The organism is Aliterella sp. E5.1, assembly GCF_057473825.1.
In genome coordinates this window covers 16,535-34,705 of sequence record NZ_JBYCCV010000005.1, presented here as the reverse complement: position 1 = coordinate 34,705, position 18,171 = coordinate 16,535, and the positions used below count along the sequence as shown (strand labels likewise).

The 18,171-nt window shown below is 38.9% G+C and carries 19 protein-coding genes; 8 read left to right on the top strand and 11 right to left on the bottom strand.

Annotation, left to right across the window (positions count from 1 at the left end):
• Window positions 1-275 precede the first annotated feature (275 nt).
• Both AC2VE5_RS03320 and AC2VE5_RS03315 read left to right on the top strand, forming a co-directional pair.
• Window positions 276-545 carry a hypothetical protein gene (locus tag AC2VE5_RS03320; RefSeq protein WP_486886360.1) on the top strand — a complete coding sequence of 90 codons (270 nt, stop codon included), beginning with the start codon at window positions 276-278 and terminating at the stop codon, window positions 543-545.
• A 168-nt stretch (window positions 546-713) separates the two neighbouring features.
• Complete coding sequence (locus AC2VE5_RS03315; protein WP_486886359.1) at window positions 714-929, top strand: type II toxin-antitoxin system VapC family toxin; 216 nt, start codon at window positions 714-716, stop codon at window positions 927-929.
• 91 nt (window positions 930-1,020) lie between these two features.
• On the opposite strand, the gene AC2VE5_RS03310 is transcribed toward AC2VE5_RS03315, so the two are convergent.
• The 4 genes from AC2VE5_RS03310 to AC2VE5_RS03295 all read right to left on the bottom strand — a co-directional run bounded on the left by AC2VE5_RS03310 (window position 1,021) and on the right by AC2VE5_RS03295 (window position 3,503).
• Complete coding sequence (locus AC2VE5_RS03310) at window positions 1,021-1,317, bottom strand: sunset domain-containing protein (RefSeq protein WP_486886358.1); 297 nt, start codon at window positions 1,315-1,317, stop codon at window positions 1,021-1,023.
• Between the two features lie 135 nt (window positions 1,318-1,452).
• Window positions 1,453-1,791, bottom strand: a complete 339-nt coding sequence (locus AC2VE5_RS03305) for a DUF5615 family PIN-like protein (protein WP_486886357.1) — start codon at window positions 1,789-1,791, stop codon at window positions 1,453-1,455.
• Window positions 1,788-2,012, bottom strand: coding sequence for a DUF433 domain-containing protein (locus tag AC2VE5_RS03300; RefSeq protein ID WP_486886356.1), 225 nt, complete (start codon window positions 2,010-2,012; stop codon window positions 1,788-1,790). The genes AC2VE5_RS03305 and AC2VE5_RS03300 overlap by 4 nt, the downstream gene beginning before the upstream one ends.
• A 42-nt stretch (window positions 2,013-2,054) precedes the next feature.
• Window positions 2,055-3,503 carry an NCS2 family permease gene (locus AC2VE5_RS03295; RefSeq protein WP_486886355.1) on the bottom strand — a complete coding sequence of 483 codons (1,449 nt, stop codon included), beginning with the start codon at window positions 3,501-3,503 and terminating at the stop codon, window positions 2,055-2,057.
• A gap of 189 nt (window positions 3,504-3,692) precedes the next feature.
• On the opposite strand from AC2VE5_RS03295, the gene AC2VE5_RS03290 reads away from it, so the two are divergent.
• Genes AC2VE5_RS03290 through hisS form a run of 4 tightly spaced genes read left to right on the top strand, consistent with a single transcriptional unit; the run spans window position 3,693 to window position 7,850 of the window.
• Entirely contained in the window at window positions 3,693-4,706 is a 1,014-nt protein-coding gene (locus AC2VE5_RS03290; RefSeq protein ID WP_486886354.1) for a YihY/virulence factor BrkB family protein, read from the top strand.
• 49 nt (window positions 4,707-4,755) lie between these two features.
• A complete protein-coding gene (locus tag AC2VE5_RS03285) occupies window positions 4,756-5,613 on the top strand; it encodes an ion channel (protein WP_486886353.1) in 858 nt (285 codons plus the stop codon).
• Window positions 5,594-6,553: a putative 2-dehydropantoate 2-reductase gene (locus tag AC2VE5_RS03280; protein WP_486886352.1), complete on the top strand. Its 960-nt coding sequence runs from the start codon at window positions 5,594-5,596 to the stop codon at window positions 6,551-6,553. Before AC2VE5_RS03285 ends, AC2VE5_RS03280 begins: the two co-directional genes overlap by 20 nt.
• A 13-nt stretch (window positions 6,554-6,566) precedes the next feature.
• Entirely contained in the window at window positions 6,567-7,850 is a 1,284-nt protein-coding gene (hisS, locus tag AC2VE5_RS03275) for a histidine--tRNA ligase (RefSeq protein WP_486886351.1), read from the top strand.
• 55 nt (window positions 7,851-7,905) lie between these two features.
• On the opposite strand, the gene AC2VE5_RS03270 is transcribed toward hisS, so the two are convergent.
• The 6 genes from AC2VE5_RS03270 to AC2VE5_RS03245 all read right to left on the bottom strand — a co-directional run bounded on the left by AC2VE5_RS03270 (window position 7,906) and on the right by AC2VE5_RS03245 (window position 16,170).
• Window positions 7,906-8,916, bottom strand: coding sequence for a hypothetical protein (locus tag AC2VE5_RS03270; RefSeq protein ID WP_486886350.1), 1,011 nt, complete (start codon window positions 8,914-8,916; stop codon window positions 7,906-7,908).
• Window positions 8,917-8,936: 20 nt separating this feature from the next.
• Window positions 8,937-9,785: a hypothetical protein gene (locus AC2VE5_RS03265; protein ID WP_486886349.1), complete on the bottom strand. Its 849-nt coding sequence runs from the start codon at window positions 9,783-9,785 to the stop codon at window positions 8,937-8,939.
• Window positions 9,786-9,851: 66 nt separating this feature from the next.
• Complete coding sequence (locus tag AC2VE5_RS03260) at window positions 9,852-10,871, bottom strand: hypothetical protein (RefSeq protein WP_486886348.1); 1,020 nt, start codon at window positions 10,869-10,871, stop codon at window positions 9,852-9,854.
• Window positions 10,853-14,173, bottom strand: coding sequence for a hypothetical protein (locus AC2VE5_RS03255; RefSeq protein ID WP_486886347.1), 3,321 nt, complete (start codon window positions 14,171-14,173; stop codon window positions 10,853-10,855). The genes AC2VE5_RS03260 and AC2VE5_RS03255 overlap by 19 nt, the downstream gene beginning before the upstream one ends.
• A gap of 12 nt (window positions 14,174-14,185) precedes the next feature.
• Window positions 14,186-15,691, bottom strand: coding sequence for a tubulin-like doman-containing protein (locus AC2VE5_RS03250; RefSeq protein WP_486886346.1), 1,506 nt, complete (start codon window positions 15,689-15,691; stop codon window positions 14,186-14,188).
• Window positions 15,691-16,170, bottom strand: a complete 480-nt coding sequence (locus AC2VE5_RS03245; protein WP_486886345.1) for a hypothetical protein — start codon at window positions 16,168-16,170, stop codon at window positions 15,691-15,693. Before AC2VE5_RS03245 ends, AC2VE5_RS03250 begins: the two co-directional genes overlap by 1 nt.
• Window positions 16,171-16,307: 137 nt before the next feature.
• On the opposite strand from AC2VE5_RS03245, the gene AC2VE5_RS03240 reads away from it, so the two are divergent.
• Together AC2VE5_RS03240 and psaI are read left to right on the top strand one after the other, a co-directional pair.
• Window positions 16,308-17,630: a hypothetical protein gene (locus AC2VE5_RS03240; RefSeq protein WP_486886344.1), complete on the top strand. Its 1,323-nt coding sequence runs from the start codon at window positions 16,308-16,310 to the stop codon at window positions 17,628-17,630.
• 170 nt (window positions 17,631-17,800) lie between these two features.
• Window positions 17,801-17,923, top strand: a complete 123-nt coding sequence (gene psaI / locus AC2VE5_RS03235) for a photosystem I reaction center subunit VIII (RefSeq protein WP_486886343.1) — start codon at window positions 17,801-17,803, stop codon at window positions 17,921-17,923.
• Between the two features lie 116 nt (window positions 17,924-18,039).
• Here psaI and AC2VE5_RS03230 read toward each other — a convergent pair whose 3' ends face one another.
• Window positions 18,040-18,159 (bottom strand): photosystem II reaction center protein J, encoded by a 120-nt coding sequence (locus AC2VE5_RS03230; RefSeq protein ID WP_486886342.1) that lies wholly within the window; start codon window positions 18,157-18,159, stop codon window positions 18,040-18,042.
• Between the last annotated feature and the right edge of the window lie 12 nt (window positions 18,160-18,171).

The following is an 18,171-nucleotide window of genomic DNA, read 5'->3' as shown; positions in this document are numbered from 1 at the left end:
TCATCAGGTGCTAAGTGATTGGTTATAAGAGCTTTACCCGTTATAAAGTTTAGCCTCATTTCCGAAACTAACCGATGGAGCTTTTTAATACTACAATGGCGATCTCTTTTGAGAGAAGCTAAAAAGTTTTACCTTTTATGACAGATAGATTTCAAGTGGATTTCCTACCAAATACTTGTGGCATAAAGACCAAGTTAAGCCGCAGATAACCTCTGCTTCCTACAGGGTTGGGTTAAGCGCTGACAATGTAACAATTAAGCTGCTCTGAGCATGTAATGGCTACCCTTCAAATTGAAAACTTGCCAGACGAACTGTATAATCGCATTCAAAGTCTTGCTGCTGAAAACAATTTTACTCTTAATGAAGCAGTAATTTATTTACTGAAGCAAGGGTTTCAGCCCGATGAGCTAAAAAGAATTCAAAAACCGCAGACAAAGCCCATGTCGGAAATCTTACAAAGGATTCGTAGCCGTCCTAAAGTTAACCCGATTAATTTTGGATTACCAGATAGCACTGTTTTAATTCGAGAGGATCGCAACAGATGACGGCTTCGCTAAGAGGCGTATTGGATACTAATATTTGCATTAATCAATTTATTTCTGACCCATTAACCCCAAAAGTCAATCAGCTATTCGACCATCTAAACGCTCCATCTGCTGAGTTCTTCGTCCCTGACTTGTTTTACATTGAGTGCGCTAACACACTATGGAAGTATGTTCGAGCCAACCTACAAAGACTTGATGACTCAATCCGTTCAAATTAGTTTGGACTACAACATCACAGCGTATGATGGCTGCTATGTAGCACTGGCACGGCAAGTTAGCGCACCATTACTAACTTTGGATGAACGATTAGTAAATTCTCTAGCAGATACCAGCTTTGATGTGCGGCTGTTTACGAACTTCTTAGTGCCGCCGTTACCTGTTTGATGCTATGGAGGGCAACAAGTTAACTAAGCATTCTGTTCACCAGTAGGCAAAGTTGGCAATAGAGACTTCCCACTTTTCCGTGATGTCATAACTACCTTTGGGCTTTAATCCAGCCATTGGACTTCGCTTCTGCTTCTGTGCAAAACCATCTTTCGCCTTTGGTTAGGTCGATAATCGTTGCTTCGTAATTTCTCATACCCGGAAGGTGATATAGCTTTTTGCCTGTAGCAACGGAAATATTGCGTTTGATATTACATCCTGGTGTGGCGACGGATGTAATTACTGGAGCGCCACTGGCACCCAAATTCATTGTCAAAAGCGAAGTAACTGCCAAAATTCCAACACTAACAACAGTATTGAGTAATTTGCGATCACGAACGGGTTTCATAAAATAACCTCCTACCCTTGCCCGTTGAGGATTTGTTCCAAGCTAAAACAATTGTACTGTATTATACATTGATGGCGAGCGATTCTTATCTTTTCAAACTTTCGTTGGGCGCAGTGAGTTGTTGCGGCTGAGTCACTATTTCCCACTGATTTCTACTAGCGATTCACCTCCTTGCAAAAACTCTAATGCCTCTAGCAAAGTAGTACCGAGAATTTCTTGCAGCCGAGCATTCGATGTATTTCCACACGTCAACCAGATAATTTGTGGTGGTGTGCCGAAACGAGCGACCAAATCAACAAAATCACTATCCTTGGTTATAAGGATAATACTTTGAGCTTTTGCCGCCTCAAAAATTACAATATCTTCAGCATCCCTCAGACCAATATCGCGTAGAGCCAAGGCTGTGATTTTAAAAGTGCTGGCGATCCAGATTGCGATCGCAGGTGATAATTGTGCATCAACCCAAATAGTCATGCAACCAACACTGGATGATCGAGTTTGCGTGAAGCATAGATTAGAGCCGCTTTAAGATCCTCTGCTTCAAGGTCGGGCATTTCCTCTAAGATTTGTTCAGCACTTAGCCCTGCCGCAAACAAATCCAACACATCTAAGACTCTAATTCTCATTCCCCGTATACAGGGACGACCACCGCATTGCTTGGGGTTGACTGTAATTCTCTCTAGTAAGTTCGACATACAACTTCACTTTACGACGAGTCATTGTTTTAGTATAGATAGTTAGTTAAAACGCAATGTCATAAAGACAAACCTTGCAACAAAAACACCCGCAATAATCCAAGTACCTAACGATACTTCTTGACCTTTACCTTGAAAAGATTTAACTAACGGGTAAGCAATAAAACCGATCGCTAATCCTTCGGCAATTGAATAAGTAAGGGGAATCATAAACATAGTCAAAAATGCCGGAATAGCTTCAGATAAATCGTCCCATCGGATTTCTGTAACTTGAGAGAGCATCATTGCGCCCACAATTACTAAAGTCGGGGTAGTTGCAAAGGCTGGAATAGCTTGAAAAATGGGGACAAAAAATAAAGAAAGTATAAATAAAATTCCAACGATAACGGCGGTAAACCCAGTCCGCCCGCCCTCAAGTACACCCGAAATAGATTCTACATAGGTAGTGACGCTAGAAGTTCCAAATAATGACCCTACCGTAGTTGCGATCGCATCTGCCGTTAAAGCGCGATTGGCGCGGGGCAATTCTCCATCTGCGCCGATATAACCCGCCCGCATTCCTACTCCTGTAAGTGTACCAACGGTATCAAAAACATCTACAAATAAAAACACAAGTAGCACTGCCAACCAGTCAATAATATTACTGGGGTTAAGCCCCGATATCCCTGTAATTGCCTGTCCAAACAAGTCTTTCGGTAATTGCGGCAAAGCAAATATACCTTGAGGTGGCGCAGCAACGCCCAAAATCCAAGCTAGTATTGCGGTGGCAAAAATTCCTAATAGCAAAGCCCCTCTGACGCGCCGCACTACAAACGCAGAGGTAATTAATAGCCCTACCACAGCCATTAATGTTGCAGGTTGACTTAAGTTCCCAAAGGCGGTTTTGGTGGCAACACTTGCGACAATCAGCCCTGCGCCCCCGGTTGCTGGATCTCCCGATAGTCCAATATAGGCAATAAATAAACCAATACCCGCCGCCGTAGAGTGTTTGATCGTGTCTGGAATAGTTTTAATCAGCAGGCGGCGGACATCGGTGAACGTTAAAGCAACAAATATTAGTCCTTGCACAAATACGCAGGATAAAGCTAATCGCCAATCAATTTTTAGCCCGATAACTACCGAAAAAGCAAAAAATGCGTTGGTTCCCATTCCAGGAGCTAAACCAAAAGGATAGTTGGCAAATAAGCCCATACAGAGCGTTCCTACGGCGGAAGCGATCGCCGTTGCAACAGCTAACTGCGAAAATAAGTCTCCTTGTTGGTTGAGAAAAATAGCGTTGGACAAGATAATCGGGTTCACTACTAAGATGTAGCTCATAGTCATGAAAGTAGCGATCCCTGCCAGAATTTCAGTTTTAAAGTTGGTTTTGTAATAGTCAAACTGAAAGTAACGCGCGATTACTTTTTGCCAATTTGTGCCGGGTTCTGGGGGAATTGAACCAGGAATCTCTTGCTGGTCGTCAACGCTATTACTGTGAATATTGCCGCCCATACTCGTTACTCCAAATACTAGGTAGTATCTTAAATTCTTTCTTACAAGTCTGTAGTGTTTGGAGCAGTTACGTTTGTTACGAACTTTTCCCTAATCTAAAACTGCTATATCTCCTGCTAAAAGGGCATTACAGAAATAAGAGCTAAGTTTACTATCTAAAGATGCACCCTACAGTAAGGAGAATTGGCAGTGAAATTAAAAACAATATTTACTCTGCTGAAAGAAACATTTGACGAATGGAACAAAGATAAAGCTTCAAGATTAGCCGCCGCCTTAGCTTATTACACAGTTTTTTCCCTCTCACCGCTATTAATCATTGCGATCGCAATTGCGGGAGCGGTATTTGGCGAAGACGCAGCTAGAGGTGAAATTGTTGGACAAATTCAAGGCTTAGTTGGTAAAGATGGTGCGGAATTTATTCAAACAGCGATTGAAAGCGCGGCTAAACCCCAAGAAGGCGGCGGTTTAGCATCGGCTATCAGTGTTGTTGTGCTGCTATTTGGCGCGTCGGGTGTATTTGCTCAACTGCAAGACGCGCTCAATACTATTTGGGAAGTCCAACCCGATCCAAAAGCAGGTGTAGGTACTTTTATCCGTGCTCGCTTTTTATCATTTTCGATGGTGCTAGGAATTGGGTTTTTACTTTTAGTCTCTCTCCTACTTAGCGCTTTGTTGTCAGGAGTTGTAGCTTATTTAGGTCAGTTGTTTCCCGTAATTGCTTCTCTATTACAAGTTGCTAATTTCGTTCTAGGTTTTGTAGTTACAACCGTACTATTTGGACTAATTTACAAATTTTTACCCGATGTCAAAATTACTTGGAGCGATGTTTTAATTGGCGCGGCGATTACTTCTCTGCTATTTTCTATTGGTAGATATGGCTTAGGCTTGTATTTGGGTAATAGTAGCTTTGGTTCGACTTACGGCGCGGCGGGTTCCCTAGTAATTATCTTAGCTTGGGTGTATTATGCGGCGCAGATTTTGTTCTTTGGGGCAGAATTTACTCAAGTCTACGCTCGCAGATACGGATCGCAAATTGTCCCAGATAAAAATGCTATACCTATAACTCAAGGCGATCGCGCCGAACAAGGTATAAAGCCAAGTACGAGTTTCCCAAATTCTCAGCGTAAGTCTGCGTCCCCTAACTTTGTCCGTAATTTATTTAGACGCTTTACCAAACGTAAAACCAAGAACCGACGACCTTAAGCACCAATTACCTTTATGAAAAAAAAAGCGTCGCTTTTCTGCAAACATCGTGTATTTTGTCAAGCAAAACGGACGATTGAATATAGAAGGGCTAGGGGCATGGTACAACTACTGGAACGATCCATACCATTTACTACTGACGCTGCCTTGGGTAGGTTTTTTGACGTTAATTTGCACCGGGTATATTCTTGCTAATGCTTTATTTGCCCTAGCTTATATAGCCGGAGGCGATGGAATTGAAAATGCGCGTCCAGGTCACTTCCTCGATGCCTTTTTTTTCAGCGTTCAAACTATGGCATCGATTGGCTATGGTGCAATGTATCCCAAGACAACTTACGCCCATTTATTAGTTACGGCGGAGTCTTTAGTTGGTTTGTTTGGGGTGACGATGGCGACAGGCTTGATGTTTGCGCGATTTTCGCGCCCTACCGCTAGAGTAATTTTTAGTCGAGTAGCAGTAATTGCACCTTTTGAAGGCGTACCAACTTTAATGTTTCGTACTGCCAACAAGCGCCGCAACTTGATTTTAGAAGCATCTCTGCGTGTCAGTCTAGCTAGAGATGAAATTACTTCCGAGGGCGATTTTATCCGCCGCATCTACGATCTGAAGCTACTCCGCAGTCAAAACCCTAGTTTTTCCCTATCCTGGACGGCAATACATCCCATAGACGAGCGTAGTCCCCTTTATGGAGTTAGCCAAGAGTCGCTGTTTGAGGATGAAACGACTATCTTAGTTACCCTAACAGGATTAGATGAAACCGTAGGACAAAATATCTACGCTCACTATCGCTTTGCAAGTCAAGATATTCTCTGGAATATGCGTTTTGTTGATATCTTGGTGTGGAAGCCCAATGGCGATCGTTATATTGACTACAGCCACTTTCACGATGTCAAGCCTTTACAGTAATAAAGTGAATACCTATGCCATTCTAGGGACGGGGGCGCTGGGTGGCTACTACGGCGCTTGCTTGCAACGCGCGGGTAAAGAAGTCCATTTCTTGCTACATCGCGATTACGATCGCGTTAAAGAGCATGGTTTAGTTATTGAATCCCAGGGCGATGACTTTAGTTTGCAGTGCGTTAATGCCTACAATAGCGCTTCTACAATGCCTAAATGCGATGTGGTAGTAGTGGCTCTAAAAACAACGCAAAATCATTTACTGCCTCAACTTTTACCCCCAGTAGTTAAAGACAATGGCGTGGTGCTAGTTTTGCAAAATGGATTAGGAGTTGAGTCAGAGGTTGCCCGAATTGTGGGCAATTCTAGGGTAATGGGTGGGTTGTGCTTTCTTTGTTCTAATAAGGTGGGCGCGGGACATATTCGTCATTTAGACTACAAAGAAATTAAGTTAGGCGAATATAGCCCAAATTATCAGTCTGGGGGTATTTCTGAGCGAATGCGGAGTATTGGCGCTGACTTTGAAAAGGCGGGGATTCCAATTCAATTAGCCGAAGACTTGTTACTCGCAAGGTGGCAAAAGTTAGTTTGGAATATTCCTTACAACGGGCTTTCGGTAGTTTTGGATGCGACAACGAGCGCGCTAATGGCAGATGTTAGTACATTGGCTTTAGTTAGAGAATTGATGAATGAAGTGGTTGCGGGGGCGAAAAAGTGCGATCGCACTATTCCCGATAGTTTTATTGACCAAATGCTCGAACATACTGCTAAAATGAAGCCCTACCGCACTAGCATGAAAATCGACTACGACGAAAAACGAGCTTTGGAAGTAGAAGCAATTTTTGGCAACCCTTTACGGATGGTGCATAGTGCGGGTACACAGTTACCGAGAATTGCTACACTTTACCAACAACTAAAGTTTCTTGATGCTAAAAATCGTGTCAGGTGACAAATAAAATATTATGGACGCAATACAAGCATTACGTGGTACGCGGGATATATTGCCCACAGAAGTAGAATACTGGCAAAAAATAGAAGAATGCGCCCGAAATATTCTAAATCATGCCAATTATCAAGAAATTCGTACCCCAATTTTTGAACAGACGGAGTTATTTAAACGCTCAATTGGCGAAGCAACGGATGTTGTGGGGAAAGAAATGTATTCTTTCAATAGCCGCAGCGAGAACTATTCAATTACTTTGCGCCCAGAAGGTACAGCCGGAGTAGTACGCGCTTATATTCAAAATAGCCTCCACGCTCAAGGAGGTGTACAGCGCCTCTGGTATACTGGGGCAATGTTTCGCTACGAACGTCCCCAAGCTGGAAGACAAAGACAGTTTCACCAGTTAGGGGTAGAAGTATTGGGTAGTGCCGATCCTAGAGCCGATGTCGAGGTAATTGCGATCGCTACTGACATTTTACAGACTTTGGGTTTAAAAAATCTCCACTTAGATATCAATTCTGTAGGCAATACTGAAGATAGACAGCACTATCGCCAAGCTTTGGTTGACTATTTCACTCCCTACAAAGATGAATTAGACGCTGATTCAAAGGAGCGTTTAACTCGCAATCCTTTACGCATTCTCGATAGTAAAGATAAACGTACTCAAGAAATTGCTCAAGATGCTCCGAGTATTTTGAAGTATCTGGGTACTTACTCTCAGCAACACTTTGAGCAAGTACAGCAGTTGCTAACAAGTTTAAATATTGCTTACAAAGTAAATCCGCGCTTGGTAAGGGGTTTAGATTACTATACTCAAACTGCTTTTGAAATCATATCCGACGACTTAGGAGCGCAAGCAACAGTTTGTGGTGGTGGTCGGTATGATGGATTGGTAAGCCAATTAGGAGGCGCAGAGACTCCGGCGGTAGGCTGGGCGATTGGTTTAGAGCGCTTGATTATATTGCTGCAACAACTGCAACCACTCCCCGCGCCAGTAATAGATTTTTATGTAGTTTCTAAAGGCGATGAGGCGGAAGCTCAAGCTCTTAAATTAGCGCAAAAGCTGCGTCAAGCGGGGTTTAGCGTCGAATTAGATTTAAGTGGGAGCGGGTTTAAAAAGCAATTTGCGCGCGCCAATCGTAGTGGTGCGATCGCGTGTTTAATTATTGGAGAGGAGGAATCTGCAACTTCCAGTGTCAAGCTCAAGTGGATGGCATCAAAAGAACAAACCCCCAATTCTCAAGCCGATTTACTTGCTAATATAGACAATTTACGCCAGCAACTCGACAGCCACAGAATTTAATTAGAATAAATCCTTGCACTGTTTCACCCAAAATTTTTCTAAGCAACTTCAAATCTTAGAAAAATTTAATTTTGCCTCGTTCTTCTAACTGCCAATGTATTTGTTCCAAAATAGCAGATACTTTGGCAGGCTTTGCAAGTATATAACTTGAATGATTTTCCTGATAATCGTCACAATCAAATAATTTTTGAAGTTCTTTATAGGTTAAAAAACTAATTTTTATTTCTTCTTTTGGTACTAACCAATAATTTTCGTCTTTTCCATCAATAATTAAGTAATCATAACTAACTGCTTTTTTTAGAATAACTTGCTGATGGTCGTTCATAAATGCAGCAACTTTAGTAATAGTATACGCAGCCAATACATCTGGATCGCGATTATAAATATTGACAAGTTCCTCATATAACGAGTTCAAAAACTTCAGTACACCGCGCTCCTCAAGTTTCCATTCTCGTTCGTTTGGTAACATTGATACTTTAGCAGGCTTGTCTAAGCGATAATCGTCAAATTCTAATTCATATTCATCGCATTCAAATAATAGTTTGACTGTTTCGTATCTATATTGGTCGATTTTTAAGTTGGCTTTTGGTAGCAACCAGTAGCTCGTATCTGTATCGTGGACTAAACAATAATTACCATTACCTATACTTGCAAGTAAGACTGGCTCGTTTTTATTTATACTTATTAAGTTTTCTGACTTAACCGAAACTTTTACTGCACTACTCAATAACGAACTTGGTTCGCTGTTATAAAGTTCAATTAATTCTTGCTCTTTTAAAATAACAGTGCTAATACTATTAACTTCGTTAACACTACTCTGATTATCTGATAACTTACGCTGTAAATACTTTTTTTTGCCACTACTTTTTTGATTTAGGTGGTAAGTTAAGTCTTCAACTAAATTATGTTGCTTTTGTAGTTGAGCATACAAATCAAGAATTGTATGCCGTTGATTTTCCAATAAATACTCAACCTCCTTAATCTTTCTAACTTTTCGAGAAAGCTTACGAACTCTCAAATATAATGCTATGCATAATATTAGTAATAACCAACTAAACCAGGTCATAGTTATGAACAAGAATGTTTTTATAAAATAAATTTAAGTATGCCTAGTTCTTCAACTATCCACTTTCGATCTTCCGTAGCAAGAGAAATCAGTTTAGCAGGTTTTATTAGCTCAAATCTTGAGTATTCTGGTTGATAGTTATAACACTCAAACAAAGCTTGAATATCTTGAGACCTATATTCACTAACTCTCATATTATTATTGAAAAATAACCAACAGGTTTTGTTTGTATTATCGTACACCACCCAATAATTAGATTTAGTTGCTTTTTCTAAAACTATTTGCTTACTGATACCAGTGCGCTTTCTACTGATACTATTTGTAGTCTCTAATACTTTAATGGCATCTTTCTCTAGTAACTTCGGATTGTGATTATAAATATCTAACAACTTAGCATAAGGTAACGTTTGTAGTAGTTGATCTTTGGCAGTGTCTGAGGAGCTAGAAGGTATAGTTTCAAAATTGTCTTTTTGTTGAGCATCCGTAGGTTTTAAAGGATTAATGAACTTTAATATACCTCGCTTTTCAAGCTTCCATTCGCACTTATTGGCAAGCATCGATACCTGAGCAGGCTTATCTAACTCAAAGCTATTATATTCTGGCTCATAATCCTTGCAGTCGAACAATAACTTTACAGTCTCATACCTATATTGCTCAATTTTTAAATTTGCTTTCGGTATCAACCAGTAGTTAGTATCGAAATTATCAACAATCCAGTAATTACCGTTGCCGATACTTGCTAATATAATTGAATCGCTGTTAGTTGCTGCAATACTTTCTTGCTTAACCGAAACTTTTACAACCTTACTAAGTAAAGAACTCGGAGCTTTATTATAAGCTTCAACTAATTCTTGTTCCTTAAATGACATGATACAAAGATTATTTAGCTCGTAGATTTACTGTTATTATGTTTTTTAGCTGTATAAATAGTAATTTTAAGCTTCTTGGGTAAATTCAAGAATACCTGGTTCTTCAAGTTGCCATGTTTGCTCGTCAGTAGAAAGAGGAATAACTTTAGCAGGTTTTACTAGCTTAAAGCTAGAGTATTCTGGTTGATAGCCCTGACATTCAAACAATGCTTTGGTTGTTTCGTATCTAAACTGATCGATTCTTAGCTTGCTTTTTGGTAGTAGCCAGCAACTTATATCTATGTCATTGTGTATAACCCAATAATTAGAGTTATTAGCTTTTTCTAAAACTATTTTTTGGCTACTATCAGTATGCCTTCTATTAATGCTATCTGTAGGTTCAGAAACTTTAATTGCTCTTTGTTCTAATAATTTTGGATTGCTATTATAGGTGTTTACTAATTCAATATAGGATAAGTCTTCTAGCGATTGAGTAACGTTAGACTGAGATAAATGAGCCGTCTGCTTGAAGGGATCAATATCAGCTTTTAAATTGGGAGATTGGTTGTAGGAATATGTATTCTGAGAATAATTAATTGATTGATTGTTATTTTGCGCTACTTGTAAGCTATTTTCAATTTCACTTACTCGTGCTGCAATACCTTCAATAGTTACTTCTAAATAAACATTGGTATTACTGAAATTTTCATAACTACGAATACTCTTGTCAGGTTGTTGGTTAGGAGATGAAGTAGACTGAGAAATCAATAGGTCAGCATATCTTTTTTCAAGGGATTTAAGCTTAGTATCCAGCGAACTTGTGCTGATACCAATTTCTTTATTTTTGAGAATTGTTAATGCGATCGCACCTCCACTAGCTGCTAGTGCAATTATAGAGAGCAGTAAGGGGAAAAGCATATTATTGTTAGATTCCGCTTTTGGTTGTTCGCTGCTTTGCGTCATCGCTGGGGATGCAGTTATAGTTGGTTTATCTATAGGGATAGAAGTCGGGGATGAAGTTTGAGCGACTGCACTATTAGAGCCAGTTAATACAACTAGCACTAAAAATAAAGCACAATAATACTTAATTAAATTCTGTTTTTCCATTTTTCTGCCCACCGTTTACCTAATACACTTAATAACGCTTTTAATGCCAAAATAAAGGGTGGCTCAATCCGAATATCATCTGTATTTCCCCGGATTTTGAGCAAAGATGCGGTTAATTCTCTACTCGTGTCGCTCCACAACTTTTGATTTTCTAATCTATCTCTATCAACTGAGTATTCCCTTAAAACTTTGTAGCCTTCTAGGGGTTTAATACCTTCAATTTGTAGTATTCGTAAAGCCGCATGAAAAGCATAGAAAAACTTAGGTAACTGCTTTAATTCCTCTGGAATAGAAAAGTCTTCAATTTTGTCTTCTATAGACAAACTATCAAGTTCATTGGCTCTAATAGTCAAACGAGAATCCCAGTCTATAGGTTCACCATTAATGCTACATACTTCGCCAGCAATTAAAACCAAATCGCCTTTGTTTTTTAATCCCGTGAGCTTACTATCACTCAATACTAATCCGCAAGCTACTTCATCTTTGGGTGCAGAACTTAACAGAGTATCTTCATGAGTATCATCAAATTTTGAGGCTAAGCTCATAATTTTACTTAATAGCTCATTTGCTTCGGAGCTACGATTAAATCTTCCTCCTTCTGCTAACCAATGCAAGAAACGAGAGCCATTTCCACCTAAATAAACTGGGGTAATTTTATTTTTGTTATATTTACCTTCAGTATGCAAAACTCGTAGAAGTATCCCTACATAATAATAGAGTCCCGCAGTTCCTATGGCTGTAAGTTGAATAAGTTCTTGAAACTCTTTATCTTCTGCAACTAAATCTCGCTGATGATTGAGCCAATAATCACCTTTTTGTCGTAACAAAACATCTAATTTCGCCGAGAATTTCGCACCTCTTAAGTTTTGCCATTGAGATATATCAACTTCAAAGTGTCGTTTGAGAAATTTAGGATTTAACTCCAAAAACTGAGCAAACAAATCCCTTCCTGCTAATTGAACTGAGCATTGATGAACGAGATTATTTTCTTCCCAAATAGAGATATCCGAACTTCCACCCCCCATATCTATACAGGTACTATTGACTAAGTTTACCCCTTCTTTATCAGCAAAATATTGAGCAACTGCTAAGCTTTCAGTCCGATAGAAGCTATTATTGCCAGCCTCTGGACAGCTTTGCTCAACTCCCGTTTTAGCTTGGATATCTTTGGTTATATCTTGCCAACTTTTGACGTACCTATTTTTATCATTTTTAGAAAAAGCTGAAGGAAAAGATAAAGACCACTGGATTTTTTTAACGTCATTTTTAGCGGCTACGGCGGTAATTTGTAACACTAAGTTTTTTATAAATAATCGGTTGAAGTTTAGGTTTTCTGTTGACCATTTTAAATAGGTTTTAATTCCTTCTTCGTCAGGTTTAAATGTAGAGCTATCTTTGGGAATATAAATCCTGCCATCTAAAACTTGTCTAGTTTGCTCCTCACTTTTTCTGGAGCTTTTTTTAGTAGTCAAAACGCTAGACAGGGGGAATGGCGGCTCGGTGGGAATGAAATAATTAATCATAACGCGATCGCGCGCATCGGCATCGCTCTCTGTTACCATGAGGTGCAGCGACTCTAAAGTCAATCGTGTAACTACATCGTCGCGATTGATGTATACGTTGGTAAAAGACGTACCAAAATCGACCCCAACTGTCCAATCACTAGCGTGAGTTTTGCCTACGGTGTGGGGAGTTTTTAGCAGCATTAAGCCTAGTTGATTTCGTAAGCTATTATGACAGCTAATATAAGTAGGAAATTCTGTTAATCGAGCAATTTGATAAATTCCTCTACCATCATTGAAGGGGTGAGGCTCCACCGCATCTGGTAGTTGGACTTGAAAGGTATCATCTGCATATTCTCCATCATAATAAAAGGCGTAATATTCGTGCCAGTTATCAGCTTTGAAATTGGGCCATAATTCTACTACCGGAACTTCCGATAATACATTTTCTTCACTAATTGGATACTCGCGAACTAAACGATAATTCTGTGTAGATTGTCCCCCATCTAATCCATAAAGTGGTAAATCTACAACTACCCGCACTCCAGTATTACCATTAATAGGCTCAATACTAATTTTTCTAACTAAATCTTCTGGCGTAAAGTACTCTAATAAAATTGGATTAATAGGAATTAATGGGGTAATGCGCTGTCCATTGTAACTTAGCATTTGACACCCAGCCGGAAGCAAGCAGCCGGGGAAAGCATTTTCTTGAGCAACCAAATAAAAATCTGGCATTAATAAGTTTTGAGCTTCTACCCAGCGCACATTCCAAATTAGTTGTTTTTTACGTAAAGCCTCTAAGTTTAAGCTAGTTAAATTGGTTGTATCGTGTATCCAAATATTTTGAGGCGGCTGATTCCACTTTTTATCAATATCTGGGTCAATAATTAATAATTCTCGAACATTCTGTCTTTGCAGGCTCGGAATCAAACGTACGCTTGAAGGTTTAGGTTGAGCTTTAAGTGGTGTATTCAAAGCTTTTAGTACGCCTCTATTAAGCTCATCGCCAAAAAACTGTGGATTAACACTCAAAGCAAAATTTAACGTTTCTTCTGGTACTTCTATCAAGCTAGAATTAGAATGCAAGCTATTTTGAAATTCTATTATCAACCCAGCAATAGTATTTAAAGGATTGCGATTACCACTATGCTTATATAACTCGCGCCTTAATTTCTCTAGCCATAAACTTAGTTGATTCTTCTCATCAGCATTTAGAAACTCAACGGGAGAACCTAAGCGCCCATTATTCCACCAAGGTAAACCCCTCCATTCGCCTTCTTCAGAAGGACAAACTAAAGTGCTTGGCGAGGTCATCCCTACAGCTTTTCCTTGCCATAGAAATACATAAATATCTTGCCAAGGATGCTTCCCATTGAGGCTATATAAAGAGTTGATTGGTGAAGGTAGAAGTTCCACTAAGGAACGAGCAAAATCGTCAAACTGATTTAAGTTACCTAACTCCAATAACTTAGTTTTAATATCGTACCCGCGCACTTCTGCTAGGGCTATAGCCGCTAACATTCCTTGCCATTGTTCGATCATTTGGCGGCGGATGGGATACTCATTAATGTGTAATGCCATTTCCATGGAAAGGGGACGCGCCCACATATTGGGAATAGAACTTACACTTTTAATATCTTGCCCGCCTGCGCTAAACTCTAAGCTTTTAGCAACATTTTGAAACTCTATAGATTGTCTAATATCCCACTGTCCAGCCGAACTAGATTTAAGATCGGTATCTGGTTTCAATTTTGGCAGTAAAAAGGTAGAATTTTCTTCAACTCGATCGCTATTCATTAGTATTTTTATTTAAGGTTTGCACTGCAAATAAAGGGCTTTAGCTAGTCCAACGGTTCCCGCCTGTCCCAAATTTCTCGTATCCAATCTTTCCTTTAATAATTGAATAGTATCTTGCGATCGCTTATCCTTATCTCTACTATCATCAAATACAAGCCCAGCAAAGTTCTCAGTGCCTAGCTTGCTTTCACTTCCCGTGAACATTTCTGGTCTAAATAGCTCAATATTATCTCCCGAAAAATGCAACTTATTCAACCAACGCAGGTAACTATTACACCATTTTTTAATAGTTTCAATAGCTTCTTGCTCGGCTGCATCATTAAATTCTGGCAAGCTCTGCATTTCTCTACTTCCAATCATGCCAAATAACCCTTGTACGGGGCGAAAGAAACTAGAAAACCAAGGTGCTTGTTTCTGAAAACCCTTGACACCTACTTTGCTGGCGTAGGCAAGTTCTGGCACAAGATTCGCCATCCAAGCAAAGGCGAATCGAGTTGTATTTACTAGCTTTTGCTTTACCTCCTCGGTATCTGGTAAATCTTTCCAAGTAACTCGTCCTGGAGAATTACGCCCCATTAATATTACTTTTCCTGGTTCGCCACTTGCGGAATTAAGTAAAAAGTGTTTGGCGGCTAAAGCTGCATACAATTCAATAAAATGCGGTTCGTTGCATTGGCTATTTTTACCAACACTAAATCGAACGTTTGTAGGGTTTTGATTTCCTAGCATATAAACAGCATCAAAGGTACTTTGAGCTTCGTTTACGTAGTAACGTAAGGCAGATTCGGTATTAAGTAAAAATTGATCGGCGCGGGCATATATTCCATTACTATCTTGCTCGTTTGGCACTAAAAAAGCAAAGTATGGTAGCATCAATAGCCCGCCAATTTTTAAGCGATTGCGTCCTTCTAATCTACTCAATTTATTTACTAATAACCGTCCAATTGTCGGAAAGCCTGAAGCTCCAGTACCTCCAAAAATTGAACCGCATAAAAATATATTTACTGCCTTCCCCGTACCTAGATCCGCACGAATTAATTTAATCAATGTTGCCCAAGGTTCTTGCTCTGACTCATCAAAATTTACTTGACTAATAATTGCCGAACCAATTGCTGGTCTGCCTCTAAACCCTACATCAAGGGGTGCTTCTCGTTCGTCTTTAGTATATAAAACATCAAATAAATGTCCCAGTGCTGGGTGGTTATTTTTATAACTGTTGTAGTTTAAAAAGCTGCCTAGAGTTTTATTTGTACTATTACTAAATGGCGACCAAAAGCTCAATAATTCTATTGGTGTTTTCATCCAGGGAACTTGAGCATTATTTTTAACTAATTCGTAACATTCTTGATAAATTTTGATAGTTTCGCTAGTGCGAGATAAGTTGCCGTTAGACTCATCAGCGTCTACAAACAGAACTTTAATCGGTTCTTGTGTATACAACCCAGCAGCAGCGCACTGAGTTACCGCTTCGACGCATCTTGCGCCCGTTCCGCCAATTGCAATAATATAAAGTGTCATTATCTTAAACCAAATAAGTTACGCAGAAAAAAGGCTCCAGGGACAACGAACATCAACGAGCGTGGAGAACTTATTGCAGTAGAAAACCAATATATAAGTAAAATATCAAAAACAAAAAATCCGGTTAGGGATAGTAAGGCATCGTTGCTATCATTAAAAAAGTAAATTGCCGCGCAAATACTAAGCACTGGCAAAAGTAGAAATATCCACCAAACTATTGTCATTGATGAAGTTTCTTTAGCACTTTGAACTTTAGCTTTGGCAGCTATTACGTACCACAAAATAACAGCAATGATTGAAACTGAAAATACTGTAACTGCACCAATAATATAATTATCACCAACCCAAGCTTCTGGCTCTACATCATTTAAAGGAATAATGCCATTTTGATAAAGCCAAGGTTGTAGTAAAAACATGATTGCTGCACTAATTAAACTGACAACAACAATTCTAATAACTTCCCATATCCACGTTTCCATTTTTCCTCCCAAACTACAGGTGGAGCCAAAATATCTGTTAAAATTTAGTATTTTATGCTACGGTAACGATTGTCTAAATACCTGTTAAAAATCTTAAATTTAAAGTATATTTTTAGCATCTTACGGTACAAATTAGCATGATTAAACTCAGATGGCTAGTTGCGATCGCAGCTTGCTTGTTGATGACTTCCTGTAAACCTAAAACTGTCATTCCTACTTGCGTACCTTTAAGTGACAACTCAGCTATTGACCAGAAGTCAGAGTCTGTAACTACCATCATTCAAATTGATGGTACGCCGTCAATGCAGGGATTTACAAAAAACTTTACAAATAGTCGTTACGCGCAAACATTAGATTTGCTAGATAGAGCTTCCACAACCACTTGGAAAACTTCGCAAGTTCAATATTTTCGCTTCGGTACAGCCAAGCAACAAATCAATCGACAAGCTTATTTGCAAGCAAAATTACCAGGATTTTATACTGGAGACAATCCAATTTTTAGAGTTAGTCAAATTGAAAGTGCGATCACACCTGCTGGTAAAGATAAAGTTTCTATTATAGTCACGGATTTGTATCAAAAAGATTCTGATACTAATTTAGTTTTGAAAAAGCTGAAGGAAGATTATTTACAAAAAGGTTACGCTGTCGGAATTTTGGCGATTAGAAGCGAATTTGATGGCATAGTTTACGATGTTGGTATCCAAAATACACAGTTTGCTTATAACACTCAAGGTAAAAAAATAGAACAATTTAGACCCTTTTACGTGCTTGTACTAGGTAGCTACGGTAATATTTATAACTACTTTAACGAAATTAAAAAGACTAGCAATAGTTTAATTAATGATGAGCAATTTGCAATTTTTTATCCGCAACTTGTCAGTCAAGCATCCGCTTTTCAACCAGAAAACTTACCAGCCTTGCCGAAGGGAATCCGGCGATTAAAAACTATTAATGATGGCAAAGTAATGGTGAAAGTAGACGAGCAACCGATTGAAATTATTAATATCAACAAAAATACTGATGATAATCATCGTATAAATTATCAAGTACCTTATAATCCCTTACCTTATACGCTACCAATTGAACCTGCGGCGGTTACTATTCGTTCGGTGGCGCAGTCTTTCAACACAATAAAAAAAGACTTTCAACCAGTAAAGGGATTAAAAGCAATCCAACTAAATGGCTGGAAGACAGATAAAAATAACATTAGTTTTGTAACTAATATTAATTCTAAAGATATTGACCCAGGAGTTTACTTATTTACAGTAGACGTTATTCCCCAAGACTTAAAAACCTGGGGATGGTGGCAAAAGTGGAACTCCAACGAATCAAGTTTTGACGGTGCAAAGACTAATAATTTACTACCGTTTTTCCAAGGCTTAAAATCTATAACCACAGAATTGATAACAGTAAATAAAGCTAGTATTGGTCGCTTTTGCTATGCTATCAAGAAAAACTAACTGCGATCGCATTATCTGAAAATTACGTCTACTTTTAGATAGATTCCGGCGAAAAGCCAAGGAAGATTATTGGCAGTTTTGTTAAAAATCTTGATAAATTGGCTAATTGATGACAATTTGCAGTAAAGTCAATTGCAATAATTGTTTTATCGACCTAGGAGATTTAACTGATGTTATTTTCAGCTTCTTTCTTGCCATCGCTTTTAGTTCCCTTAACTTGCTTAGTCTTTCCAGCTATAGGCTTAATATTTATGTTCTTGTACATTGAACGAGAAGATACTGTAAACGACTAAGTAGCCTCCAAAGATTAAAAAACCGCCTTTTTCAATATTGGCGGTTTTTTAATATAAATTGCTTGTAGCAATTTTTTGTTTTTTATGGCTAGGTTAGTTAACTTCTAACTCATCTATTACAAAGATGAACCCATGTGAGTGTAAGAACCATAAAAGAAAGTTCCGACAACAACAATTACACCTAGTCCAGCAATAGTGGCTACAACCCACAAAGGAATTCTACCGCTTGCATTCACAATTTTTATCCT

Coding starts and splice junctions, on each gene's coding strand:
- AC2VE5_RS03280 (WP_486886352.1), top strand. CDS start 5,594: ATGTCAAGCCTTTACAGTAATAAAGTGAATACCTATGCCATTCTAGGG.
- AC2VE5_RS03305 (WP_486886357.1), bottom strand. CDS start 1,791: ATGACTATTTGGGTTGATGCACAATTATCACCTGCGATCGCAATCTGG.
- AC2VE5_RS03315 (WP_486886359.1), top strand. CDS start 714: ATGTTCGAGCCAACCTACAAAGACTTGATGACTCAATCCGTTCAAATT.
- AC2VE5_RS03300 (WP_486886356.1), bottom strand. CDS start 2,012: ATGTCGAACTTACTAGAGAGAATTACAGTCAACCCCAAGCAATGCGGT.
- AC2VE5_RS03295 (WP_486886355.1), bottom strand. CDS start 3,503: ATGGGCGGCAATATTCACAGTAATAGCGTTGACGACCAGCAAGAGATT.
- AC2VE5_RS03240 (WP_486886344.1), top strand. CDS start 16,308: ATGATTAAACTCAGATGGCTAGTTGCGATCGCAGCTTGCTTGTTGATG.
- AC2VE5_RS03265 (WP_486886349.1), bottom strand. CDS start 9,785: ATGTCATTTAAGGAACAAGAATTAGTTGAAGCTTATAATAAAGCTCCG.
- AC2VE5_RS03250 (WP_486886346.1), bottom strand. CDS start 15,691: ATGACACTTTATATTATTGCAATTGGCGGAACGGGCGCAAGATGCGTC.
- AC2VE5_RS03310 (WP_486886358.1), bottom strand. CDS start 1,317: ATGAAACCCGTTCGTGATCGCAAATTACTCAATACTGTTGTTAGTGTT.
- hisS (WP_486886351.1), top strand. CDS start 6,567: ATGGACGCAATACAAGCATTACGTGGTACGCGGGATATATTGCCCACA.
- AC2VE5_RS03245 (WP_486886345.1), bottom strand. CDS start 16,170: ATGGAAACGTGGATATGGGAAGTTATTAGAATTGTTGTTGTCAGTTTA.
- AC2VE5_RS03320 (WP_486886360.1), top strand. CDS start 276: ATGGCTACCCTTCAAATTGAAAACTTGCCAGACGAACTGTATAATCGC.
- AC2VE5_RS03270 (WP_486886350.1), bottom strand. CDS start 8,916: ATGACCTGGTTTAGTTGGTTATTACTAATATTATGCATAGCATTATAT.
- AC2VE5_RS03255 (WP_486886347.1), bottom strand. CDS start 14,173: ATGAATAGCGATCGAGTTGAAGAAAATTCTACCTTTTTACTGCCAAAA.
- AC2VE5_RS03260 (WP_486886348.1), bottom strand. CDS start 10,871: ATGGAAAAACAGAATTTAATTAAGTATTATTGTGCTTTATTTTTAGTG.
- psaI (WP_486886343.1), top strand. CDS start 17,801: ATGTTATTTTCAGCTTCTTTCTTGCCATCGCTTTTAGTTCCCTTAACT.